23 protein-coding genes are annotated in these 25,367 nt (G+C 41.6%); 12 read left to right on the forward strand and 11 right to left on the reverse strand.

All coding sequences use genetic code 11. From position 1 onward, the window contains the following. The first annotated feature begins 25 nt into the window (after nt 1-25). The 3 genes from BIW53_RS15260 (at nt 26) to BIW53_RS15270 (ending at nt 7,265) form a co-directional block, all read left to right on the forward strand. A complete protein-coding gene (locus BIW53_RS15260) occupies nt 26-3,124 on the forward strand; it encodes a TonB-dependent receptor (RefSeq protein ID WP_070992892.1) in 3,099 nt (1,032 codons plus the stop codon). A 207-nt stretch (nt 3,125-3,331) separates the two neighbouring features. Next, nucleotides 3,332-6,544 (forward strand): TonB-dependent receptor, encoded by a 3,213-nt coding sequence (locus BIW53_RS15265; RefSeq protein ID WP_070992894.1) that lies wholly within the window; start codon nt 3,332-3,334, stop codon nt 6,542-6,544. A gap of 283 nt (nt 6,545-6,827) precedes the next feature. Beyond that, complete coding sequence (locus tag BIW53_RS15270; protein ID WP_070992895.1) at nt 6,828-7,265, forward strand: hypothetical protein; 438 nt, start codon at nt 6,828-6,830, stop codon at nt 7,263-7,265. 127 nt (nt 7,266-7,392) lie between these two features. Here BIW53_RS15270 and BIW53_RS15275 read toward each other — a convergent pair whose 3' ends face one another. After that, entirely contained in the window at nt 7,393-7,827 is a 435-nt protein-coding gene (locus BIW53_RS15275; protein ID WP_070992896.1) for a MarR family winged helix-turn-helix transcriptional regulator, read from the reverse strand. A 127-nt stretch (nt 7,828-7,954) separates the two neighbouring features. Between BIW53_RS15275 and hmgA the strand changes: the two genes are divergently transcribed. Both hmgA and maiA read left to right on the forward strand, forming a co-directional pair. Then, on the forward strand, nt 7,955-9,250 hold the full coding sequence (hmgA, locus tag BIW53_RS15280; protein WP_070992898.1) for a homogentisate 1,2-dioxygenase: 1,296 nt from the start codon (nt 7,955-7,957) through the stop codon (nt 9,248-9,250). A gap of 70 nt (nt 9,251-9,320) precedes the next feature. Beyond that, complete coding sequence (gene maiA / locus BIW53_RS15285; RefSeq protein WP_070992899.1) at nt 9,321-9,947, forward strand: maleylacetoacetate isomerase; 627 nt, start codon at nt 9,321-9,323, stop codon at nt 9,945-9,947. Between the two features lie 2 nt (nt 9,948-9,949). On the opposite strand, the gene BIW53_RS15290 is transcribed toward maiA, so the two are convergent. Continuing rightward, a complete protein-coding gene (locus BIW53_RS15290) occupies nt 9,950-10,180 on the reverse strand; it encodes a TIGR02647 family protein (RefSeq protein ID WP_070983036.1) in 231 nt (76 codons plus the stop codon). Nucleotides 10,181-10,293: 113 nt separating this feature from the next. Here BIW53_RS15290 and BIW53_RS15295 point away from each other — a divergent pair, with 113 nt between their 5' ends. Next, nucleotides 10,294-10,584, forward strand: a complete 291-nt coding sequence (locus BIW53_RS15295; protein ID WP_070992900.1) for a DUF1496 domain-containing protein — start codon at nt 10,294-10,296, stop codon at nt 10,582-10,584. Between the two features lie 25 nt (nt 10,585-10,609). Continuing rightward, on the forward strand, nt 10,610-10,855 hold the full coding sequence (locus tag BIW53_RS15300) for a VF530 family protein (RefSeq protein WP_070992902.1): 246 nt from the start codon (nt 10,610-10,612) through the stop codon (nt 10,853-10,855). Nucleotides 10,856-10,880: 25 nt separating this feature from the next. Here BIW53_RS15300 and BIW53_RS15305 read toward each other — a convergent pair whose 3' ends face one another. The 3 genes from BIW53_RS15305 to BIW53_RS15315 all read right to left on the reverse strand — a co-directional run bounded on the left by BIW53_RS15305 (nt 10,881) and on the right by BIW53_RS15315 (nt 13,917). After that, nucleotides 10,881-11,576 carry a substrate-binding periplasmic protein gene (locus tag BIW53_RS15305; RefSeq protein ID WP_070992904.1) on the reverse strand — a complete coding sequence of 232 codons (696 nt, stop codon included), beginning with the start codon at nt 11,574-11,576 and terminating at the stop codon, nt 10,881-10,883. 140 nt (nt 11,577-11,716) lie between these two features. Then, nucleotides 11,717-12,829 (reverse strand): arginase family protein, encoded by a 1,113-nt coding sequence (locus tag BIW53_RS15310; RefSeq protein WP_070992905.1) that lies wholly within the window; start codon nt 12,827-12,829, stop codon nt 11,717-11,719. 308 nt (nt 12,830-13,137) lie between these two features. Then, nucleotides 13,138-13,917, reverse strand: a complete 780-nt coding sequence (locus BIW53_RS15315) for a DUF2189 domain-containing protein (RefSeq protein ID WP_070992906.1) — start codon at nt 13,915-13,917, stop codon at nt 13,138-13,140. 156 nt (nt 13,918-14,073) lie between these two features. Between BIW53_RS15315 and udp the strand changes: the two genes are divergently transcribed. Next, a complete protein-coding gene (gene udp, locus BIW53_RS15320; protein ID WP_070992907.1) occupies nt 14,074-14,826 on the forward strand; it encodes a uridine phosphorylase in 753 nt (250 codons plus the stop codon). Between the two features lie 50 nt (nt 14,827-14,876). On the opposite strand, the gene cdd is transcribed toward udp, so the two are convergent. The 3 genes from cdd to ppc form a co-directional block, all read right to left on the reverse strand. Next, nucleotides 14,877-15,746, reverse strand: coding sequence for a cytidine deaminase (cdd, locus tag BIW53_RS15325; protein WP_070992909.1), 870 nt, complete (start codon nt 15,744-15,746; stop codon nt 14,877-14,879). A gap of 44 nt (nt 15,747-15,790) precedes the next feature. Beyond that, nucleotides 15,791-16,159: a hypothetical protein gene (locus BIW53_RS15330; protein WP_070992911.1), complete on the reverse strand. Its 369-nt coding sequence runs from the start codon at nt 16,157-16,159 to the stop codon at nt 15,791-15,793. 194 nt (nt 16,160-16,353) lie between these two features. Next, nucleotides 16,354-18,987: a phosphoenolpyruvate carboxylase gene (ppc, locus tag BIW53_RS15335; protein ID WP_070992912.1), complete on the reverse strand. Its 2,634-nt coding sequence runs from the start codon at nt 18,985-18,987 to the stop codon at nt 16,354-16,356. A 120-nt stretch (nt 18,988-19,107) separates the two neighbouring features. On the opposite strand from ppc, the gene BIW53_RS15340 reads away from it, so the two are divergent. The 4 genes from BIW53_RS15340 (at nt 19,108) to BIW53_RS15355 (ending at nt 21,867) form a co-directional block, all read left to right on the forward strand. Continuing rightward, nucleotides 19,108-19,491 (forward strand): thiol-disulfide oxidoreductase DCC family protein, encoded by a 384-nt coding sequence (locus tag BIW53_RS15340; RefSeq protein ID WP_070992913.1) that lies wholly within the window; start codon nt 19,108-19,110, stop codon nt 19,489-19,491. Then, on the forward strand, nt 19,484-20,218 hold the full coding sequence (locus tag BIW53_RS15345) for an SDR family NAD(P)-dependent oxidoreductase (protein WP_070992914.1): 735 nt from the start codon (nt 19,484-19,486) through the stop codon (nt 20,216-20,218). Before BIW53_RS15340 ends, BIW53_RS15345 begins: the two co-directional genes overlap by 8 nt. A gap of 32 nt (nt 20,219-20,250) precedes the next feature. Continuing rightward, the gene (locus tag BIW53_RS15350) at nt 20,251-20,907 is read left to right on the forward strand and encodes a flavin reductase family protein (protein ID WP_070992915.1); all 657 of its coding nucleotides are present in this window, start codon (nt 20,251-20,253) and stop codon (nt 20,905-20,907) included. Between the two features lie 222 nt (nt 20,908-21,129). After that, complete coding sequence (locus BIW53_RS15355) at nt 21,130-21,867, forward strand: tetratricopeptide repeat protein (RefSeq protein ID WP_070992917.1); 738 nt, start codon at nt 21,130-21,132, stop codon at nt 21,865-21,867. A gap of 38 nt (nt 21,868-21,905) precedes the next feature. On the opposite strand, the gene BIW53_RS15360 is transcribed toward BIW53_RS15355, so the two are convergent. The 3 genes from BIW53_RS15360 to BIW53_RS15370 form a co-directional block, all read right to left on the reverse strand. Then, entirely contained in the window at nt 21,906-23,309 is a 1,404-nt protein-coding gene (locus BIW53_RS15360; RefSeq protein WP_070992919.1) for an aldehyde dehydrogenase family protein, read from the reverse strand. 480 nt (nt 23,310-23,789) lie between these two features. After that, on the reverse strand, nt 23,790-24,794 hold the full coding sequence (locus BIW53_RS15365; protein ID WP_139158863.1) for a hypothetical protein: 1,005 nt from the start codon (nt 24,792-24,794) through the stop codon (nt 23,790-23,792). Beyond that, the gene (locus BIW53_RS15370) at nt 24,794-25,288 is read right to left on the reverse strand and encodes an XF1762 family protein (protein ID WP_070992921.1); all 495 of its coding nucleotides are present in this window, start codon (nt 25,286-25,288) and stop codon (nt 24,794-24,796) included. Before BIW53_RS15370 ends, BIW53_RS15365 begins: the two co-directional genes overlap by 1 nt. Between the last annotated feature and the right edge of the window lie 79 nt (nt 25,289-25,367).

Here is a 25,367-nt window from a genome sequence, read left to right on the forward strand (position 1 = left end):
TCTAAATTATACGGGAAACAACATAATGAAAACTCTTTTGCGCAAAACTTCGCTATCGCTTGCGATTGCTGCGAGTTTAGCTACCAGCGGTGTTGCATTTGCCAATGACACGGCTTCGAGCCTAAAAGGTCAGGTGGTGGGTCCTCAAGGTAACCCAGCTGCGGGTACTAAAATCACCATTATTCACACCCCTTCTGGCTCAGTTAAAACAGCCGTAGTTAATGAGAGTGGTGTTTTCTCAGCAAAAGGCCTTCGTGTAGGTGGTCCATATCAAGTTATCGTAGACTCAGACAAGTTTGAAGATACAATGCTTGAAGACATTTACCTATCTCTTGGTAAAACCTACCCAGTTTCTGTGCAGTTGAAGTCGCAGCAGGATATGGAACAAATCGTGGTAACCGGTCGTCCAATTACCGCTCAGTCTGGCGGCACAGGTCCCGCTACGCACTTCTCGCTAGCAGAGTTACAAAGCAAACCTGCGATTAACCGTGATATTAAAGACATTGTTCGTGCCGATCCTCGTATTTATGTAGATGAAAGCAGCTCAGGCGCCATTCAGTGTGCCGGTGGCAACCCGCGTTTCAACAGCTTAACTGTTGATGGTATGCGCATGAACGATAACTTTGGTTTGAACAGCAATGGTTACCCTACAGAGCGTATGCCATTCTCGTTTGACTCAATCGCTCAAGTAGCTGTAGAGCTTGCCCCATTTGATGTTCAGTACGGTGGTTTCACTTCTTGTAACATCAATGCTGTAACAAAGTCTGGTACAAACGAATTGACCGGTGGCGTATTCTTCGACTACACCAATGATTCACTTTCTGGTGACGAAATTGATGGCCAGAAACAAAATATAGGCAACTACACTGAGAAACGATACGGCTTCAACTTCGGTATGCCACTGGTTGAAGACACTCTATTCTTATTCACCAGCTATGAGAAATTAGAAGGTTCTGAAATCTTCGAATATACCCCATACGCAAACGGTAAAATCTCAAAAGCTGATATCGATGAAATTGTCGCGATTACGAAAGATCTTTATGGCTATGATGCTGGCTCTATGCTGCCAAGTATGCCTGTAGAAGACGAAAAGCTACTCATAAAGCTAGACTGGAACATCAACGAAGACCACCGTGCAAGCTTTGTATATAACTACAACGATGGTTTCTCATTGTCGCAATCTGATGCAGGTTCTGACAGGTTGTCTCTATCAAACCACTTCTACGAGCGTGGTGCTGAACTACAGTCATTCGTAACTTCAATTTACTCTGACTGGAGCGACGTATTTACAACTGAAGTACGCGTTGGCTACTCAGAGCTAGACAATCGTCAAATATCTTTAGACCGTGCGTCAGGATTTGGTGAATTCCAAGTTCGAGTAAATGACGTAAACGTATACCTAGGTCCTGATGATTCTCGCCAAGCGAACAAGTTAAAATACGACAACCTATCTCTTAAATTCGCAGGTACCTATTACCTCGATGACCACGAGCTTTATTTTGGTTATGAGCGCGAAGAGTTAGACGTTTTCAACATGTTCGTACAGCACAATGAAGGTGAGCACCGCTTTGGTAGCATTGATGCACTGCGTGATGGAGTTGCACGTGTTTACTACGGTAACGCATCATCTCATAACCCAGCTGATGCAGCGGGTGAGTTTAAGTATGCTTTAAACACGCTTTACTTCCAAGACAAGTTTGACCTTATCGATTATGACATGACCATCACAGCAGGTCTTCGTTATGATTGGTATACAAGTGATGATGTACCAGCTCACAATCCAAACTTTGAAGAGCGTTTTGGTTTCTCAAACCAGCAAAATCTTGACGGTGTTGACCTACTACAACCGCGTTTAGGCATTAACTGGGTATATAACGATCAGTTAGAGCTGCGTGGTGGTATTGGTCTGTATTCTGGCGGCAACCCGAACGTTTGGATCTCAAACAGCTACTCAAACGACGGTATTCGTAATATTCAAGAAAGTGCACGTGATGTTCAGCTACTAGGTCCCGATGCAGTTGCATTCGTAGACGGTGGTAAACCAGGCTATGCGATTCCACAGTCTCTATATGATGCAATCAGTACAGGTAGCGTTGATGATAGCACTAACGTAACTGACCCTAATTTTGAAATTCCATCTGAGTGGAAGTTCTCATTGGGTGCAACTTACATCACTGAGTCAGACTATGTATTCACAGCTGATTACTTGTACACAGACAAGCAAGATTCTGCGATCATCAAGAATATTACTCTAGCAACTGACGAAACTGCACCAGATGGTCGTCCGATTTACAATGATTCATTGCACTCACGTGAATCAGACTTAATGCTAACTAACGTCACTGGTGATGATGGCTACAGTCATGTATTGTCATTCGGCATGAATAAGTCATTCAACAATGGTATTGACCTTGCCCTGTCTTATGCATACACCGTGTCGCAAGATGTACACCCAATGGACAGCTCTGTTGCGTTCTCTAACTTCCATAGAATCGCAGCGTATGATCCGCAAAACCCAGGTGTATCTAGATCAGACTACGAAGTGCCTCACCGTGCGACTATGTCGTTATCGTACAGTCATGAGTTATTTGACGGCCTCGACACTAAGTTCAGTCTATTTGGTCAAGCAAGCGTAACAACCCCTTACTCTTACACGTTTGAAGGTCAACGTTCTAGCATGTTCGGTTATGCAGACGACAACCGCGACTTGTTATACGTACCAAATGCTGAGGACGGACACGTTGTATATGGCGAAGAGTTCGACAAAGCAGGATTTGACGCTTGGGTTGAGCGTGAAGGCTTAAAGCGCGGTCATATCCAAGGTCGTAACTCACAAGAAGGTGAATGGTGGGTAACGTTCGACCTTAAAGTTGAACAAGAGTTTGGTGGCTTTGCCGAAGGTCATAAAGGCTCAGCATTCTTCGTGATTAAGAATGTAGGTAATTTATTGAACGATGATTGGGGTACATTAGAAACAGGTAACTCAATGCAAAACGCGGTAACAGCATCAATCAATAACAGAGGCCAGTATGTTTTTGAGAAATTCAATAACCCATCTGGTACTGACTTTGAAATAAAGCCTTCGTTATACGAAATTCGCTTTGGTGTTAAATATAACTTCTAAGCAGTAAATCCTATCGATTGAATTTTTAACACACTAATAAACACGGTTAGCCTCCAAATTGGAGCTAATCGTGTTTTGTTGTGATTAATATGCAGCAATTGATAGGTACAATAGTTTTACGGCTAAATATTTGTATGTTCAGGGACGCATCGATTTAGCTTTTATTAATTGAAATCAACATAACCTAAACACACGGGAAACAACACAATGAAAAACGTTCGCTTAACTAGAGTGGCAGGCGCTTTAGCATTAGCTCTTGGCGTATCAGCAAGCGCATTCGCTTCTGACACTTCATCAGCAATGCGTGGTAAAATCACTACTCCAACAGGTGATGCAGCCGCTAACGTTAAAGTTACTGTTATTCACGAGCCTACAGGCACTGTAAGCACTTTCACAACTAACGACTCTGGTGCGTTCATCGCAAAAGGTCTTCGTGTAGGTGGTCCTTACCGCGTAGTAATTGATTCAGACAAATATTCTGACGCGCAACTAGACAACATCTTCCTAGAGCTAGGCGACACGCACCGTATCATTAACCAGTTAGAGCCACTACAACAAGTAGAAAAAATTGAAGTTACTGGTTATAAAATCGTACAACAAGCTGGCGGTTCAAACAGCGTATTCGGTGCTGACACAATTGAAAATGCACCAAGCTTTAATAACGATATTAAAGATGTAGCGCGTATCAACCCACTAGCAAGCATTAACGGTGATGGCGAATTAACTATTGCAGGTAACAACCCACGTAGTAACAGCCTAACAGTTGATGGCATCGGTCAAAACGATGACTTTGGTCTTGCAAAAGGTGGTTACCCGACTGTTCAGCCGCCTGTAGCACTTGATGCGATTGAACAAATTTCAGTTGACGCTTCGCCTTTCTCTGCGAAAAAAGGCAACTTTGGCGGCGGTACAATCAACGCAGTTACTAAGTCAGGTTCTAACGAGTACACTTTCACAGGTTTTTATGAGCACAGCTCACCAAGCCTTGGTGGTAAAGTAGAAAACATGGAACAGGTTTTTGACGACCGTGATCCAGTGCTAGATGCAGATGGACACAGAACGTATTCATCAAACAAAGTTGCGACTGAAGTTACTGAAAAGCGTTTAGGTTTCAGCACCGGTGGCGCAATCATCAAAGACGAGCTTTTCTACTTCGTTAACTACAACGCTTGGAGAAAAGAAAAAGAGCTAGGTTACGGCTTTGCAGGCTCTGGCGCTGATAAAGAATTCGTTGCAAGCCAAGCTGATTATGACCAATTCATTACCACTTTGAATGACGTTTACGGTATTCAAGACACGGTAGGTGGCAATCCAGATGACAGCAGTGATAGTGTACTTGTAAAACTAAGCTGGAACATCAACGATGCACACCGTGCTGACTTTACTTATCAGTGGCAAAATGAAGAAGAAGTAAAAGACTTCCAAGAAGACGATAACGTTACCGTGCAAATGCAGTCGAGTCTTTATACAATGACCACTAAGTTCAACAACTTTGCAACTAAGATTTACTCTGATTGGTCTGATGACTTCACCACTGAATTTGGCATTGCGTACAAAGATGTTAGCAACACCAGTGTCACTAACTCTGACCTTGGTGAAATCAGCGTATATCTCGATGGTGGTCGTGGTGCCGGATTCCAATTCGGTTCAACTGAATTCCGCCACAATAACGTTGGTGAAACCGAAACTTTAGAATTAACGTTCGATGCAACTTACTTGCTTGGTGAACACGAAATAGGTTTTGGTGCTCAGTATAAAGACTTACGTCTATATAACCTATTTGCAGAAAACTCAAAAGGCTCTTGGACATTCGGCAGCCTTGAAGATTTCGCAAATAAAAAGCTACACATTAGCCGTGATGATTATCGTTTTTCTTACGGAAATGCGTACACCAATGACGCCAACGATATGGCTTATGACTCAACACGCAACCAATTTGCACTTTACGTTGAAGATAAGTTCTACCCAACTGATGATTTAGAAGTAACAGCAGGTCTTCGTTATGAGCGTTTATCTTCAAGCGATGAAGCTCAACTAAACCAAAACTTCCTAAACACCTATGGTTACTCAAACACTGAAAACCTAGATGGCTTAGACATCATCTTGCCACGTGTTGGATTTAAGTACTATGCTACAGAGTCATTAACTATTAATGGTGGTATTGGTCGTTTCCAAGGTGGTATTCCTAACGTTTGGTATAACGCACCGTTCCAAAATGACGGTATTACCTACGTAACTGCACCACAAAATGCAATCAATGATTACTTTGCCGGTGTTGAGCAAGTAGATATCACTCGTGTTCCAGATGAAATCAAAGGTTCACTGGTACAAGGTGCTGGTAGCACAAACTACACAGATCCTAACTTCGAGTTACCTTCAAGCGTACGTGCACAGGTAGGTTTTGAGTATGATTTCGACTCTGAGCTACTAGGCGATGGCTACAAGTGGACAGCTGAACTTGCTTATCACAAGAAAGAAAACGAAGCTGTATGGCGCAATACTGCAATTACACCAGTAGGCACATCTGCGACGGGTCGTGTTATCTATGAAAGCATCTACGAAGATAACTTAAAAGATAACTTCGACATTATGATGACTAACTCAAAAGAGAATGGTCGCTCAGTTATCTTTAGTACGTCACTTGCTAAAGAGTTTGAAAACGGTTTATACGTTTCAGCAAGCTACACACACCAAGACGTTGAAGATGTAAACCCAGGTAGCTCATCACGTGCACAAAGTAACTACCAATATGCGACTGTGCACAGCCGTAACGTAGATTTAGTAGGCCGTGGTCACTATGAAGTTGAGCACAACTTCAAACTTACTATGAGCTACAACACTGAGTTTTTCGATGGCTATGCGTCTAAGTTCAACGTGTTCTTTGAGCGTCGTTCAGGTCGTCCATTTAGCTATACAATGGGCTCATACCGTGATGGTGACCTAGGTGATACTCGTGACTTTAACAGCACATCTGCTTATTTAGCTTATATTCCATCTGGTGCTAATGATGCGAATGTAAACTGGGATGAGTCTAGTCTTTCTTGGGCGGAACTAGAGACGCTACTAAACCGTGCTGGTATTTCTGAGCGTGGCCAGTTACTTGACCGTAACACTGGCACACAACCTTGGGTCACCACTATGGATGTCAGCTTCAAGCAAGAAATCCCAGGTTTCTACAAAGACCACAAAGGTGAGTTCTACGTCATGATTGAGAACTTCGCTAACCTGCTAAACAGTGATTGGGGTGTAGAGAAGAAACTTCGTTTCTCAGACCAAGCTGTTTATGACTTTGGTGGATTAGATGATAACGGTAAACTTATCATTGAACCTCGTTACAACGGCGCAGACGTTCGTAACTACACTGAGATCAGCGAAGCATCAGCGTGGAGAGCGAAAATCGGTATCCGTTACACGTTCTAATCACTCTTTGATTAGCGCATAAATTTAAAAGGCCAACATAATGTTGGCCTTTTTGTTGAGCTTTATATCTACCTACCCGCAACTAGGCTGAGGCATATTGCGACAACACCTTTTTTGTAAATCAGCTAAAAATTAAGCTTAATCTGTTTTTATTGTGCCAACCTAAACCATTGCCCATCAATAACAGCCTAATAAACATGAACTATTTGTTAGTTACAGCTCTTAAAATCAAATAAAAAGTGTTATAAGCTCATCGTCATTAATAGTGCCAAAAGGACACAGCATGAACTATTATGCGAACAAACTTACCTATATTTGTTTATTGTTTTCTCTAGTATTTCTCGTAACCTTCGATTTAATTCTGACGCCCTTTTTTGGCAGCGGTATTAATTATCAAGACTCTTCTGAGTTGCTCACGATCAGTATGCCATTTTTGTTTAACTGCGCTGGTGCTTTGTGTTTAGCGATGTTCTTGGCTGGAAGTTTGAAAGCTTCTAAGCGGCGCTACCGACAATATATGAATATCTGCTCAATGAGTATTGTGGTTTATTCGCTTGTTGTATCAACTATTTTTGCTTTTGGATTAAGAGACAAAATTACCGGGTTTTCTCTAGATGGGTTTTGGTATGACTACGCTCCTTTAAGCAGTTTATATTTAAACTTCTTGCTCATCATTTTATTGTATTGGGTATTTAGGTTTAGCGCTCCCAATGAGAAATAAGCCATCACTCACTGTGATCTGATTAAGACTCTAGGGCTGGTGTTATACATCAGCCCGTTTCAACCTTAAATTGGTTTACTTCTTACTTACACCCTCTTTGCTAATTTAAATGACACAGTAACTGAGCTTATTGCTTATCAACTTGCTGCTCTATTTTATCCATAACATGTCTCAACATATGTTTTTCATCATCTGATAGCTCAACTAATAATCCTTGCTCCCACTCTAGTGCTTTTGGTGAAAGCTTTGCATAAAGCACATCACCGTCTTTGGTTAAGCTCAGTAACTTAGCACGTTTATCATTAGGGTCAGCGCAAAGTTCAATAAGCTGTTTGTCGGTAAGCTGCTTAACAGCTCGCGACATGGTGGATTTATCAATCTCAGCCAAATCACATAACTGCTTTGCAGAGCACTGCTTTTGCTGCGCCAAATGCGCAATCACGCGCCACTGTGGCACGGTTAACCCAGCCTGCTCAAAGTAAACCTCTGAAAAAGCGGCGCTTACTTTATTTGCCAGCTTCACCAGTCTATAAGGTAAAAATTCGTCTATTTTTAGTGACATCTCACTCAACTCTTAGCTATACGCCATACACGCGTAAACAATTATATACAAAAGGATCATTGAAAGACACTTGATAATACTCTCACATGAGAGTATCTTAAACACATCTACTAAGGAGTCAAAAATTATGAGCAACGAATTTCAATACCTAACAGGCTTTGGTAATGAGTTTGAAACCGAAGCATTACCTGGCGCATTACCAATTGGCCAGTTTTCTCCACAAAAAGTAAAATATGATTTGTATGCGGAGCAATATAACACCACAGCGTTTACAGCGCCGCGTGCAGACAATCGCAGAAACTGGTTCTACCGTATTCGTCCATCTGTAGTACAAGGCGACTATCAAGCGATGGACAATGGTCTATTACGCACAGCACCAATTACTGAAGTACCAACACCACCAACTATGTTGCGGTGGAACCCTATCGAAATCCCAGCTGAAAAAACGGATTTCATTGATGGCCTTGTAACTATGGCTGCCAACGGCAGTGCCAATGGTCAAGCGGGCATCGGTATTCATGTATATGTTGCAAACGCTTCAATGGAAGGTCGCTACTTCTACAACGCTGATGGCGAGTTATTATTTGTACCTCAACAGGGTGAACTCGTGCTACACACTGAGTGTGGTAAATTAGCACTTCGCCCAGGTGAAATCGCGGTTATTCCACGTGGTATTAAATTCTCAGTTGAACTTATCAGCGAGCAAGTACGTGGTTATATCTGTGAAAACTACGGTCACCCGCTTATTCTTCCTGAGCGTGGACCAGTTGGTGCTAACGGCTATACCAACGAGCGTGATTTCCAATACCCTGTTGCTGCATTTGAAGACAAAGAAGGCGACTTTGAACTAGTTGCTAAGTTCAATGGTAACCTATTCCGCTGCGATATCGGTCACTCGCCACTGGATGTGGTTGCTTGGACAGGTAACAGCGCACCTTACAAATATGACTTAGCGCGTTTCAACGTAATGAACACGGTAAGCTTTGACCACCCAGATCCGTCAATCTTTACCGTACTTACATCACCATCAGGTACTGCTGGTGTAGCAAACGTTGACTTTGTGATCTTCCCACCACGTTGGATGGTGGCAGAAGATACCTTCCGCCCACCATATTATCACCGTAATATTATGAGTGAGTTCATGGGCTTGATTGAAGGTGTATACGATGCTAAAGAACACGGCTTTGTACCAGGTGGCATGAGCTTACACAACTGTATGTCTCCACATGGTCCAGAGGCTGACGTATTTGAGAAAGCATCAAATGCTGAGTTGGAACCACAACGCTATGAAAACACACTCGCGTTTATGTTTGAATCTCGCTACGTTATTTCTCCGACAAAGTATGCCCTTGAGGGTAAAGAACGTCAGCCAAATTACCTAGATTGTTGGAAAGGTATTAAAAAATACTACAAAGGCGCGTAAGCTAAGCCTAATGCACTATTTAATAAGGCACTCACAATGAGTGCCTTTTGTCGTGATTAAGGAACAACCAATGAAACTGTATACTTATTTCCGCTCATCCGCAGCATACCGTGTGCGTATCGCACTTAATCTAAAAAATATTCCACATGAGTTAGTAGGCGTTAATCTACTTAAATCTGAGCAACAAGGCGAAAACTACACCGGTAAGAACCCACAAGGCTTGTTACCAGCACTGGAAACAGAGCAAGGTGTATTAGCCCAGTCTCTTGCTATCTTAGAGTGGCTAGAAGAAACCCACACAGACACTCCACTGTTGCCAAATGATCCATGGCAAAAGGCCCAAGTGCGTAATTTCTGCTACGCCATTGCCTGTGATATTCATCCAATTGACAACTTGCGTGTACTGAAGTACCTAAGCCAAGAGCTGCATGTGGACGATGAGCAGAAAAACACTTGGTATCGTCACTGGGTAATCGAAGGGTTCAAAAAGCTTGAGCTTATGCTAGGTGACTCACCATTTTGCTTTGGCGATAAGCCAACACTCGCTGATGTGTGTTTGGTACCACAGGTGTTTAATGCGCTTCGCTTTAAAGTCGATATGACGCCATTCCCTAAAATAGCCGCTATCTACGCGCACTGTAATGAAATGGCAGCATTTAGTGATGCTGCGCCAGAGAATCAACCTGACGCGCAATAATTTTATTGTAAAGCACAATGAACCTGATCTAAGTGTGAGATCAGATCCAAGCCCAGATCGGTAAGATAACCACCATCTGGGCTATCAATTATCCCCTTGTCATAGAGTCTTTGCGCTGCATCACGCAAGCTCTGCTCCGCATTGCTATGTATCTTAATTCCCTGATGCATACTGGTTCTGGGAAACTTAGCCAGTAATGTTAGCTCTGCCATCATATTTTGATCAAACGCCATTGCGATCCCCTTCTTTTCTTTTAATCTTGTTATATAGTTAGCGATATAGTGTTATGCATAGCGTACACTTAAATTGCGTCAATTTAAGATTAGCCAACTCTTGGAATTCTGCCATGAAATCACTTATTTATATCGTTTCAATGACAATATTATTAACAACGATTAGTACATTTGCAGTTGATACAAATCACAAAAATGTGACTCTCCTAGAAACTCCTTACAGCGTATGTTGGTATCAAGGCGTTCAGTACAGTGAAGGGGCGCTCATTAAACAGCTAGAACACACTTTTGTTTGTACCCATAAGTATGCAAACCAACCACAAAGTCAGTTAGTGTGGCTAAAAGCAGATAAAGAAGGACAACCCATTAGGCTAGACCCAGTAAAGAGAATCAGGGTAAAATAGGCGTTTTAAGTTTTCAGGTGTTCTAATGACTCAACCACAGCCCAACAATCCATTACATGGTGTAAAACTAGAAGACATAATTACAAAGCTAGAAAAGGAGTTAGGCTGGAAAGCGATGGGCGAAGTGGTTAACATTCGTTGTTTCACCCATGATCCGAGTGTGAAATCTAGTTTGAAGTTTCTACGCAAAACCCCTTGGGCAAGGGAGAAAGTTGAACAGTTATATTTAGATACCTTTCACGGTTTTGTGTGGCCATCCATAAAGAAATAAAGCTACTTTGGCAATGAGTCTACACTCATTGATACAAATCGTTGTGTGCCTGTATGATCTTATTTTTTATTCTAACAGGCAGTTCCTTATTGCATGCAAAGTAAAGTTCAGCACCAAAATTGGGTAAGGTATAAACCTTTTCCAACTCTTTAGCCATAGGCTCTCCCTTGCTCTTATAATCAAACTGCACGTCACTTAAAATAACTAAATCAAGCAGACCTTTGCGCGTTTCCAACAGTTCAAACACGTTGTCAAAAGTTGAAATAATCAACAAGTGCTGTTCATCTACAAAACCGTGTTCTTTTAAATACAAATGACTAAAGTTCTGTCTGATCACTGCGGTTTTATATTGCTTTGCATCTTCGAGCGAATTTATCGAGTAGTTCCTATTTCGCAAGCCATAAAATGACACACTGAACTGACCCAAAGGAAATAGCCAATCAAATAGCTTTTCACGGGATTCTGCTCGAGCAATAGAGAAAATACAGCTATTGGAATTTCTTTGTGCTGCACTGTAAGTGACAGACCAACTGTCTACATTAATTCTGTAATCGAGCTTTGCTTTATCAAGTACTTGTCTCACTTTGTCTGCGGCCGTGCCAACGAGTGCGCCATGCTCGTCGGTATACTGAAAGTGAGGGAACTCTTCTGTAAATACATTGAGCTCACTTGCACTAACTGCGTATGAAAACACTCCCAAAATGACCAACCATACATGCATTTAGTTACAACCCATAATCCCGTGGACTAACAAGAAATATAGCGTATTTACCAGAATTACAACAGGATTGTGAGAGAATGAGGCTATTTTGAACAGGTAGCGTGATAAAAACTACCTGTTCTGAAGTGATGACGTTGTTATCAAGCGTTATTGATAGCGTCTATCAAAAAAGCTGAAATTTTTGCTCCTTCGCGCAGAGTTGTCTCTGAGCTGGACTGACCCACTAAAGAGCTATCTGTAAACGGAGCGATTTCCATCATATCAGCACCTGTGATAGGAAACTCTTCACGTAATGCACGCAAAATAGTCATCGCTTCGTCAGGCGTCATACCATTGCCCTCTGGAGTACCCGTCGCAGAGGCAAATTCTTCATCAAGCGCATCAATATCAAAACTTACGTATAGCTCGTCTACATTATCCGCTTTTAGCTGGGCAATTACTTGCTTTACAATCGCATCGGCACCTTGCTCACGAATTTCGTGTGCCCAATGTTGTTTCACTCCAAAGGTAGACTCCCAGTGTGTTTTATCTTTACCACTAGAGCGAATGCCAAACTGAATTAAATGATGAGGTGCAGGCAGGAATTCAAGTATATGTGTACACCAAGAACCAAAACACAAATCAATACCCAAACGTTCTACTAATAAGTCTGTATGAGCATCGAAATGGATGATGGCGGTGCGTTTACCTGCTGCTCTTTTCGCCTTTAAGTAAGATTTAGTTAACGGGTAGCTGATCGAATGATCTCCCCCAATACCAAAAATCCCTTTGTCCGGGTGCTGCTGATAAAAGCCATCACATACATCTTCGGTTATAGATAGTGGCGAAACATAGTAGTCACTCTTTTCATCTTGATAAAGTGCTTTTTGACAGTTGCTTATGGTTGCATCGTTTAGATACTTATCATGAAGCAAGTGAGGAATAACGCGCACATCACCCAAATCAAATGCACTGATGTGAGGGTGTTGTTCGATTAGTGTCGAACGCAAAAACAACGGCCCCCAGTTAGCGCCACGTAAAATACCACCACCGCAGTCAGAACTAATGCCTAAAATTGCTGCCTTGTATTGACTATTTTCAAGCGTGGTTAGAGATTCTTTCCACAGCACATCGACGCCTTCAGTTTGACCGTATAACTTTGTTCTTAACGCGTCCTTTCTTTCTTTCGCTGTATTAACCGTAAATACGCCGTCCCCAGGAGGACACAAACAGTGTTCAAGTTTCTGCTGGAATTGTTGTTTTGTAATTGTCATTTAAAACCTCCTAAGATAACGATTCTTGCATATTCATGCGTTTAGCTGCGTTGGCTAATATTTTTTCTATCCGTTGTGATCTCTATCACTGGCATTGAGCACTTAAATTGGCCTCATTCTCAATAAGCAAATATAATCATGTAAAACAAAAGTTTAGATACTGCCTATTCTTAAAACGAGTGACGCAGAGCAATGAAAAATGTGAACTTGCAGGAGGTATAACATCGTTGGTAGCAAAGTCAACCACGGACCAACACCTTACTTTTGGTACCGTGGTTTTATATTCACAACTGATGAATAGTTAGGGATTATTCATACCCTCTTGGTTTTTTGGTTTTAATAATTGCAATGTAACCGTGCCAACTTGCATAACTTAATAATGGCATAATGACGATAAAACCGGCCGTGCCAGTTAAAAAACCAACCAACACTAATGTCACAATGATTGCACACCAAACAAGCATCGCACCAACATTAGATTTAACCGCATGTATTGAGCTTACAACTGCGGTCATAATATCGACTCTGCGCTCCATCATGATTTGCGGTGTAAATGCCGAAATAGCAAACACTGAAACCATCAATATGCCACCGACTAGAGTACCAAGCGTAAGGAACGCAGATAACTGTTCAAAAGTTGGATTAGACACATCAGGATATAAGGCATGAATTAAGGCTGCAAGGCGCATCCAAACGATCATAATTACCATCAAAAGAACAGCAAACCCCCACTCGCCAGCGGGATTTCTAAACATCGACTTTAAGCTGTGAGCAAAGGTTGGCGTGTGTCCCTTTTCTAACTCCCATGCCACATCATACAAGCCTGCAGCAAAAGCCGGCCCAATTAAGGCAAATGCAACAACCGCAGGCAATATGACCAGGTGAGTCCCTGATTGGTATACAAGCCACATAATAGTGGCAGGAATGAGGGTAAAGATTAGCCCATAAATTAAACTTAGCACCGGCGCTCTAGCAATATCTTTAAATGCTAGAGCAAGCCAATGAAACGGGGAAAATGTACTTATTTTATTACTTTCAAAACAACGCGCGAATTCTGTATGTTTCTCAATCGGTGCAGATGTAGGCATAATGGTTCCTCTTATTATTGCTACACTTTAGGTTTAGAAGATCACCCATAAAGATGCAAGTACGCACACAAGCACATATACTAAATCGGACATCTGTCCTGTACTTTGATGCTGTTAATAACAAACATTACGCTTTATACAAAAATAAGGTTTACTATGGACAAGGTATTTCATTTAGGGCTAAACAAACAAGCACTTAACGGTGCAACATTAGCCATTGTACCAGGCGATCCTGAGAGGGCTAAGCGCATAGCTCACAAACTAAGCGATCCTATCTGCTTGGCGCAAACACGAGAATTTCATGTCTACTTAGCAACGCTAGGTAATCAGCCTGTCGTGATTTGCTCAACGGGTATTGGTGGACCTTCTACCTCTATTGCCGTGGAAGAACTGGCACAGCTAGGCGTTCGTACATTTTTACGAGTGGGAACAACTGGTGCAATCCAACCACATATAAATGAAGGTGATGTGTTAGTTAGCACCGCTTCTGTAAGATTAGATGGCGCCAGCCAACATTTTGCACCTTTGAGCTACCCAGCAGTTTCTGATTTTCATTGCACGCAAGCTATGGTTAACGCGTGTATCGAGCTGGGCGTTAATCATCATATTGGTATTACCGCTTCTAGCGATACCTTTTACCCAGGCCAAGAGCGTTACGATACCTATTCAGGTTATGTAAACAAGGCTTTTCAAGGAAGTTGCGAAGAGTGGCAAAAGCTCAATGTTATGAACTATGAGATGGAATCAGCTACTTTATTTACCATGTGCGCAGCATTGGGACTCAAAGCTGCCTGTGTGGCTGGCGTGTTGGTAAATAGAACCCGTCAAGAAATTCCAACAGTAGACCATGCAAAAGTTGAAAATGACTCTGTAGCTGTGGTTATCAAAGCGGCTGAATTATTACTATAGACATGCTTGTGTCGCCTCAATAAGTCTAAACTTGAGGCGACTTACATCTGTTATGAATTAAACTCTGCAAGCACGTGCGTCAATTTCGCATCAGTGGCATAACTTTGCAATACAGCATCTGCCACTGCTTTTTGGTTCTCATGCCCTTTCGTTTCGACCAACGTAATCGCACTTATTACTATCTCATCAAGCTTTAACCCCGCCAAAGCAAGTTGGCTTAATGCTCCTTGCATAGGAGATAAGCTTGGACTATAGGCTGCGTTTTCCGCATAACGACCGTAAAATTGGCCGTGAGATTGCGTACTTATTTCTACCGCCGACAAGTTACCTGAGTATGGTGCGTAAGCGTTTTGCAGGTGTACTTTGAGCGTGTCACTTATTTCGTGGGATAAACTATCAAGATGGCTTGTAGAGCTTGCCATAAGACGCTGTGAATTGTCTAAATCCTGAGGACCAAATGCACTGGGCAGCAATTCCGCTAAGCTTGTATTCAAAGTCGGTAGCATAATGGCAAGTTCAGCAGATTTATCGAGTTCATTCATAAATTGCCGGCAATAGCCACAAGGAGCGTCACTGATTGCCATACGACTAATTTCTTTGGCGCCATGCAACCAAGCATTGTTGATAGCCGATTGCTCTGCATGAACCACCAGACTCAATGCCTGATGAGAAAACTCAAGGTTTGCACCTAAATATGCACTTCCTGTTGTTTTATCAAAAGCAACTGCCCCGACATTAAAATGGGAAATAGGAGCCTGAGAGAAGGTTGCAGCCACTGGTAATAATGCTTTAAGTAGCATATCTAGATCGCAGCTAAGTTGCGATTGCAGCTCATCCAATTGTTCGTGAGAAAAATGACCGCGATTGCGCTTTGCTTGCTGTTCTAGTTCTTGTAATTGTTGCGGATTAAATACTGCCATTATTAAAACATAATTGATTAATGGCAGCACAGTTTAAGCAGATTCTACAAATTACACAACCATTGCTTTGCAGATTTAAAGCATTCAAAATTTTCTGCATTAACGTTGTAGCGCTTGGCTTTTTGCAAAAACAAATCGTGCATGTACCCTTCAAAACCAACGACTCTGGCAACTGCAAAATCACGTAAGTAGTGGGCGACTTTTGGCATAAAATCAACAATATCTATCGCAGCAAAACAATGTTCTACGTCGCTTAAGTCGATTAGAATTTTCGAACTGTTATGCGCTTTTGCGTAGTCATTTGCGATTTGATAAACATTCACCACGTCCTCTGCATCAACGCAGCCGCGTAGCGTCATCAAGATCAAAGACGTCGTATCATCATAAGTGATACTGGTAGAAAGTGTAGACATTGGACCTCAAGTAAAAAAATACTCCAACTTTGGAGCAATAAAAAAGCCATCTGGTATAACCAGTGGGCAATTCTATGTTAGCCAAATTCAATGTCAATAAATTTAATCATAAGAAATGATAAAAACACAAACATTCAACCCAAAAGGATGAGTTTTTACTCACCCTTTTGTCAATGACCGTTAATTTTTTGTGATTAACCAGTGTTACGCATCCCGGCTGCTATCCCTGTCATCGTAATCATCAGTGCATTGTCTATATCTGCACTATGACCCGCTCGTGCACGGTTTAGCAACTCAACTTGTAGTACATTGAGTGGGTCGGTATAAGGGTTTCGCAACGCAATTGACTCCTTTATCCACGGTTGTGCTGATAGTAACGTTGAATCTGGAGCCAATCTCTGTACCAATTCTCGCACTTGTTCAAGTTCATCCCTTAGTTTGTGACCTAGCGGCTTTAACTCATCATCCACTAATCCTTGCTCATAGTGTTCACTCAACCAACTATCCGCTTTGCAAAACACCATTTCTAACATTTCTAAGCGAGTTCTGAAAAATGGCCAATGCTCGCTCATATGTTTTAGTGTTTGCTCCCCATAGCTATCTACTGCAGCTTGCAAACCTTGCAATGCACCAAGCCATGCTGGCAACATCAGGCGGTTTTGGCTCCAAGCAAAAATCCAAGGAATTGCTCTTAGACTTTCAACACCCCCTTGTGGGTTTCGTTTTGCGGGTCTGGAACCCAGTGGAAGTTTAGCCAATTCAACTTCAGGTGTTGCCATTCTGAAATAGGGTACAAATTGGGGGTCTTCACGCACGATACTACGGTAATGGGCACATGATGCTTTGGTAATAAGTTCCATTACCTCTTTCCAGCTACCCTCAGGTTGCGGTGGTGGTAAAAGGTTACTCTCAATAATCGCGCTGCTATATATTGCCAAACTTTGGGCTGCTACTTTTGGTAAACCAAATTTAAAGCGGATCATTTCTCCTTGCTCTGTCACCCTTAATCCGTTTTTCAGTGAGCCCGGTGGCTGTGAACGAAGGGCTTGTGCAGCAGGAGCGCCACCTCGACCAATTGTACCGCCACGTCCATGGAACAAGTTCAATTCAATGTCTTGCTTATCACACAACTCTACCAGCTTCTCCATTGCGCTGTACTGTGCCCATCCAGCAGCCATCATACCTGCATCTTTTGCAGAATCTGAGTAGCCAATCATGACAAATTGCTTTCGATTAATATGTTGACGATACCAAGATTGAGCGAATAGCTGCGTCATAACCTCTGCACTGCGATTAAGGTCATCCAGTGTTTCAAACAATGGCGCTACTGGCATTTTGAACTTGCAGCCACTTTCTTGAAGTAGCAATTCAACCGCTAAAACATCAGATGCATTTTGCGCCATGGAGATAATATAGATACCTATTGCTTGTTCGTCTTGACAGGCTATAACCTCAAAGGTGTCTAACACTTCTTGCACATTGCTACTAGGGCGCCAATGCTTGGGAATTAGTGGACGTCGGGAGTTGAGTTCAGCAAGTAAGAATGCCTGCTTATCTTGCTCTGACCAATCTGCATATTTGCCCAACCCCAAATATCCTGTCAGTTCGCTAAACACCTCAGTATGACGCGCTGAGTCTTGTCTAATATCTAGCTTACATAAATTTATACCAAAGCAGTTGAGGCGGCGTAACACATCTAATAATAAGCCGTTGGCTATCACGCCCATATTCACTTGCGTTAGTGAACGGTAGATAAGCTCCAACGGCGCTTTTAACTGCGACACATGAGTAATTTTGTCTTGCTTCTTACTCGGCTCTTGTTTGATTTTGTGCTCTAACGCCGCAATCGTTTCACTAACTTGGGCTTTGAGAATTTTTAAAAGATATCGATATGGTTCACTGTGTTCCCCCACTTGCTCTTTTAACTCTTCACTAGCACAGTGCATAGACAACTCTGCGCTGAGCTTATCTAAATCTCTGTAGTACAAATCAAGTGCCATCCAGCGGCCATGATCTAGCACCGTTTGGGTTATTTGCGCTGTGACAAATGGGTTGCCATCTCTATCCCCACCCATCCACGAAGTGAACGAAATAGGAGAAAAGCCCTCAGGTAACTCAAGCTGAAGAATTTCATTACTGAAGCGGTGAAATTGACGGATAAACATAGGTACAGCATGCCACAAGCTGTTTTCAATAACGGCGAATCCCCATTTCGCTTCGTCTAACGGAGTGGGTCGTTTGTCTCGAATGTCATTTGTATGCCATGCCTGACTGATCAGTTGTTCTATTCTGTTGTACAAATAATCTTTATGATGTTCGTCAAGTTCGTGTAATTCCAATGCTTCCAAACACTCACTTAACTCAACATGTTTGCTAATGATGGTGCGTCTCGTTACTTCCGTCGGATGGGCTGTAAGCACAAGATCCATTTTCAAATTGGCGACCGCATCTGCAACCTCATTAAGATTTAGCTGACCTTTTTCAATTTGTCCTTTGAGCGCTGTTAAGGTCTGTTTCAAAGCACTCAATGTTCCTTCTGGCGAACCTTGTTTGGAAATTGTGTGGAACTGCTCAGCGACATTCGCAAGGTTAAGAAAATGATTAAAGGCACGGGCTACTGGTAATAGCTCCTCATCCGTTAGAGAGTGCAAGGTTTCAATAAGTAATGCTCTGTCCTGTTCATTGCCACTGCGAGAAGATTTGGACAACTTGCGGATTTGCTCGACCTTATCGAGCACTTCTTGGCCTTGGGCTTGTTTTATAGTTTTTCCTAGCAACTCCCCCAACATACTGACATTTGTACGTAATGTTTGATACTGCTCAGTCATAATGCATCCTTTGTCGATATTCTATACTACTCACTATACCGAGATTAATTCGATTTACGAGCGATCTGTTTTTTACTTTTAAACGTAAACTACTCTAACAAAGTTACTCAACAGTTTGATATGAAAATATTTTATGATGGTCAGTGCCCTATATGCGTCGCTGAAATGAAAAAGCTACTCACGTTCGATCAGCACAGAAAAATCGTCATAGTAGATGTGCATGAACAAAACTTTGCTGCTCAGTATCCACACATAGACAAACGCAAAGCCCTTACCATATTGCACGCTGAAGACGAAAACGGACAAATTTTTCTGGGGCTGGACGCAACTTATCAAATCTGGAAATTGGTTGGTAAATACCGTTGGCTGAAAGTCTTACGTCTATACCCTATTCGCTGGTTAGCTGATGGCTGCTACTGGCTATTTGCTAGAAATCGTATGCGTTTGTCTCGCATGTTGCTGCCAAGTCGGTGCAATAATGACAGGTGTAAGCCAAATGACTAATCAAGCAATTATCATTATTGGAGCTAGCAGCACGATAGCCAAAGCATTCGTGCGTGAGCAACACAAGCGCTACCCTCAACATCTAATCATCACGATTAGCCGCAGTGATATCGAGGATTTCGACGAACACTTTAAAGGGCAGCACCAGCACATTATTTGCGACAACTCCCCTTGGGAAATAGCAAGGATTACAAACGAGTTAGCGTCCTTCATAGCGCAAGCCCAAAGCATCACTATCTTTAATGGGCAACTTCATGATGCCAACTTCAAACCGGAAAAACGCTTAGAAGACATTCAAAGCGAGTATCTGCAATGGCTATTCAAAGTCAACACCATCACGCCATTGTTATGGCTTAAAGGTGTCGGTGTACACTTAAACCACCACAGCAAGTGTGTTCTGACTTGTCTCAGTGCGCGAGTTGCCAGTATTGATGATAATCAGTTGGGCGGTTGGTATGGTTACCGCGCGAGCAAAGCGGCTTTAAACATGGCAGTAAAAACGGTAGCTATCGAACTTGCTCGTCGCGCCAAACATTGCAAATGTGTTCTTTTTCACCCTGGTACCACGGACACCCCGCTTTCTGAGCCCTTTCAAAGCAATGTACCCGAGGACAAATTGTTCGACCCTGAATTTGTTGCGAAACAACTCAGTAACTTAATAACCCAAAGAATTGCAGATGGCCAAATCGATTACATTGATTGGCAAGGTAAAACAATTAATTGGTAAAAATACATCTCCAAGTAGTCATAGGAATATATATGCATATTTGTTCAACCGATATTGAAAATCTAAACAAATTAACCCGCGTGAATTTAATTAATTCATTGAGTGGCTTTAAAAGTGCTAACCTCATTGGGACCAAAGATAAACATGGACAAGAAAACTTATCTATTGTCAGTTCGGTGTTCCACATTGGCGCAAACCCTCCGCTCATCGGTATGATCATCCGCCCCCATTCGGTGCCCAGACACACATTAGAAAATATAATTGAAACTGGTAGTTACACAATCAATCATGTTAACGCGGATATTTTTGAGCAAGCCCACCAAACATCAGCGCGTTATGACAAAAATATCTCTGAGTTTGATGCGGTTGGCTTGCAGGCCGAATATAAAGGCACGTTCACAGCACCCTTCGTGCTACAAAGTAAACTAAAAATGGCAGTAAAACTTGTGAGCACACAAACCATAGAGTTAAACCAAACGGAACTGGTGATCGGCCAAATCACAGATATATTCCTAGAGGACGAACTTGCTTATTGTCATGACGGCTTTGTCGATCTAGAGCGTTTAAATACCGTGGCGCTCAGTGGATTAGATAAATACCACACCACAACAGCGATTGCGCGCTTGAGCTATGCAAAGTGTGATAAGCCACTGTCACATATAGAAACATCACCAAAAAGCGAAGCTTGAATTGAACACCAATATCACACTTTTACCTTAAGTAAGGTTAATTAAATACCAAATGTCACCTAACTGTGCTGATTTAGTGACCATAGCTTCAATCTTTACTTGCACTTAACTTACTATTAGTGGTCCAATGTATTACATTGTTTGTGTTATGATTATCCAAACTGCAACAGAGTTTGGCTTCTTAAACACTTTCAGCATCAAGAAATATTCAGGAGGCATAGCATGTGGTATTCAAGAGTAAGACTCGCCGTATGTATCGGCATGTTAGCATGGGCAGCTCCTAGTAGCGCAACACTAGAGCAAGGGATTGAAGCAGCTAACAGCGGGCAGTTTGAAGTAGCACTTAAAGAGTTCCAATACCTAGCTGATATGGGGTATGGTCCAGGCATTTACGAACTGGCAAAAATGTACCAAGGTGGCTATGGCGTTTCAAAAGATATTCACAAAGCTGCAAAACTATTTCAGGACGCCGTCAATACAGGTGTTGCCGATGCAATGTTTTCTCTAGCTGTTATGTATGAGAACGGTGAAGGCGTAAAACAGGATAAGCAAAAAGCGGTAGAACTATACACTAGAGCAGCTAAAAAGAATCTTGCTGCGGCACAATTTAATTTAGGCGTTATGTATACCAACGGTGATGGCGTAATTAAAGATTACCATACGGCCATGGATTGGTATGAGAAAGCAGCTGCTAGCAATTACACCCTCGCTCAGTTCAATTTAGCTTTGATGTATTATCAAGGTCTTGGTGTTAGTAAAAATATTGAGAAATCTTATATTTGGAATACAGTGGCAGAATACAACGGCAGTCGTCAAGCAGCTAAAAGCCGTCAGTTGGATGAACAACAATTGTCGCCTTCACAAATCGAACGAGCAACAGAAAAAGCCAATGATATTTACTACAAAATTCAAGAGCGTAAATATATCCCAGAAATCAGACCCCGTAAGGCTTCTTTCTAAAAATTGCGTGTTAGTCAATGGCTTTGCCCATTGACTAACTATTTAAGCATCAATTTTTTAACCAAACTAATCAGCACTTTGGATTGTTTCACCATTAGCTTCATTCGTAACTGTGTTTTTCTGTCGCTTTGCAAAATACTTTTAGCATGGCTCAAAGCTAAGAAGCCTTCTTTTGCATGATATTGGCCCATACCTGAGTTTCCCACGCCACCAAAAGGTAAATCCTCGACCGTCACCTGAAGAACCATCTCATTGACCGCCAGAGAGCCTGTGCGTATGGTTTTGCTGACTCTATCTATCAAATTTACATCATGACTAAATAAGTATGTTGCCAGCGGTCTTTCACCCAGCTCCACTTTTCGTAACGCGGTGTCAATATTATCAACAATAACAATCGGTAAGATAGGCCCAAATATCTCACTTTGCATCACAGCCATATCCTCTTTGACGTCTGTGATTAGGTGCAACCCCATTCTTTGAGATTGATACTGCTCCTTAATTGGCGGCCAAATGTTAGCTGCTTTTTCTTTCGCATCGAGCAACACTTGACGCAAACGATCGAACTGCTTTTCATTGATGATACTGGTTAGTTTTGTATCGTTTTCCTGCTCAGGATAGTAAGCCTTATAACACGCTTTTAATTCATTAATTAGCGGCTGTGCACATTGTTTTGTGACCAAAACATAATCCGGTGCCACACATATTTGCCCCGCATTAAGCAATTTGCCAAATAAAATGCTTCTAGCTGTATGCGCTATGTCGGCATCATCGGCAACAATCACCGGTGATTTTCCACCGAGCTCCAATGTCACAGGCACCAAGTTTTCAGCCGCGGCAGCCATGACTTTTTTACCTATTTCACTTGCCCCCGTAAAAAATAGATGATCGAACTTCAATTTTGAAAAGGCAGCAGCAACCTGGTGATCTCCCTCTACAATGATGCAATGCTCTTGCACATCAGAGAATATGCTTTTAATGACCTGATTAACGTTAGGTGTAAACTCACTGAGCTTTAACATCACTTTATTACCTGCGGCCAGTGCGGTAATGACAGGTGTCAATGAGAGCTGTATCGGATAATTCCATGGTGCGATTACGCCAACAACACCTTTTGGTGTGTACTGCACATATGCTTTAGAGGGCCAAAGCATAAACCCTGCCCGCCTTTTATCAGGCTTCATCCAACTTTTTAGGTGCTTTAAGATGTAATCAAACACACCAAGTGTAGGAATAACATCACCAAATATAGAGTCAAACTCCGTTCTGCCATTAAAATCCTTGTCTGCAGCCATAACTAAGGCATTACTATTATCAACAACGCGACGCCTAAGTTTATTCAGCAACTCAGAACGTGATTGGTAGCTCATATAGGGCTCTTGTAAAAAGCCGGCCTGCAACGACATAAGTTGTTTATTTAAATCAGATAATGATTCTACTTGCATAAGCGACACATCCATATTAGTGATTAGACCACTATAACAAGCGCTCAAAAGAACGCAATATCTTCACTTTATATGGCCACATACAGCAAAGGCGAGGTTGTTACACAGGGCGAGGTTTTTAGATGTAAACACTACTATTAGCTCGTTTTAATACATGATTAAATTACTTCTACTATTTTAGTGGCACTAACTACCAATGCTTACATCACAGCTTTATATGTCGTTAACTTAAATCTAAATATCAATACGTTAGAGAGAATTTCGATGCTATGCCAAACTCAGCCATTCAACAGAAACTTGATAACTTGCAATCAATCATAGTCGCAGACATTCAGCCAGCTCGTTTTTGGACAAAAACATTTTAGGGTATTTATTCGGTAACGTCCGCATAACGGGCTAATAGAGCTTGGCTAAAATTGGTGAGGCACGAAGCAAGCCAAGCTCTATTAGCCCTTGCGTTAATGCTTTTGTTATACGAATTTATTTCTTGTTGAACCAAAAAAATAAAGAACTGCTTGATACAAAAAACATTAATGTTGAAACGAACAATAAAGTTGTAGATGGCCACTCTGCTGTTTTAGATAGTGGCTTTGCAAGAAGTAGTGCCCAGAATGCAATTGTACTAAACATACCAAAAATTAAAGGTCTTGTTAGACTGAGCCTTAGGTTCAACTCAATATTAGTAGCATATTCCCCTAAGTATTCATCAGAGCCCTCTGCAACTTTCTTAGGTTTAAATTGTAGTAAAGATGCTTGCTTCAAAACCTGAAGAGTTTTCACTGAAATTGGAATGTCATAATCATCAAATTGAATTGATGTTTCTAGTGGATTAATACAATTAATCGTAATTTCTTCGCTGCTATCCATGATTTCTATCTTGGTATCAGAATTCTTCGGATTGGCAACTGCCATTTTTAGAGTATATCGATCACCATGGTTTAAGTTGTAATAGCTAAATTTTTTATCATTTTTATAGTGAATTGATTTTTTCCTCCAAGAGTTTCTAATTTCTTTTAGATGAAAAAACGTTATATCTGGAAAATATCCTTTTAAAACATTTATTCTGGACTGCCAGTTATTTTCGCTACTTACTTCTGTGCAACTTAGGCGTGAAAAAAACTTACTAGGCACTTGCTTTTCAATTGAGTTTCCTGAGTCTAAGGTAATGTTACAAAAATCACCTAACCGCATGTATAAGTGAAAAACATCTGTTTCCTTGCTTATTTCAAAGTGTGACACCGTAGCCCAGCGAACTGAAAAATGAGTATACTCATTTTCACTATTGCCAATTTCGTTACCATGGGTAAAAAAGATTGCAACCTTTTGCTTTTTTATAGAATTAACATTGCTTAATATATTGTCATCAACATATTTCTTTTTGTATCTAAAATGGACAATATGATCAGTCGGTAATGCAAGAACTCGATAAATATCTGCTTTGTATAACTCTCTGCTGTCAGAGCTAAATGCACATAACGTATTCACTAACATACCTCCTTTAACTCTTTTTCCCAACGATGTTTTGTAACTTCATATACTTGTAAATGAGAGCGTTCGATACCATCAACTTTAGTTCTGTTTGTCCATCTATTATGTGGTTTTACTATACCAGCCAATTTCCAACCAGCTCCTTTTAATGATGATCCAGATTCACTATCGAGTGTATAAGTTAAGACCTTTTTACCACCCATAGTTCTCCAAAGCTTGCAGCATCTACTTAGCAAGAAACTACATGTTCCTTTCGGAGCACCTTCTTTTACACAAAGTCTTGTTAATTCAATTGTGTAGCCGTCCATGTAGTTTGGGGACAAAGGGTTTCCAGCAATAACAACCCCAACCATTTCATCATTATTATTCATAGCAGCTAAAGCCCATTTACCGCTGTTTCTAATTGTTGGGCGGTGATGCCGATGGAAAGACTTAATGAATTCATTTGCAGCTTTTATTGTTATTGGTTTTGGAGATAAAGACTTTGCCAATACTGGCTCCTTGTGAAATTCGTATAACAGCGTATTACCAAGAATTCCCGCTAACACTCTATGTGTTAATTGTCAGAAT

It is taken from the genome of Pseudoalteromonas byunsanensis (genome assembly GCF_001854475.1).
In the GTDB taxonomy this organism is placed as follows: Bacteria; Pseudomonadota; Gammaproteobacteria; order Enterobacterales; family Alteromonadaceae; genus Pseudoalteromonas; species Pseudoalteromonas byunsanensis.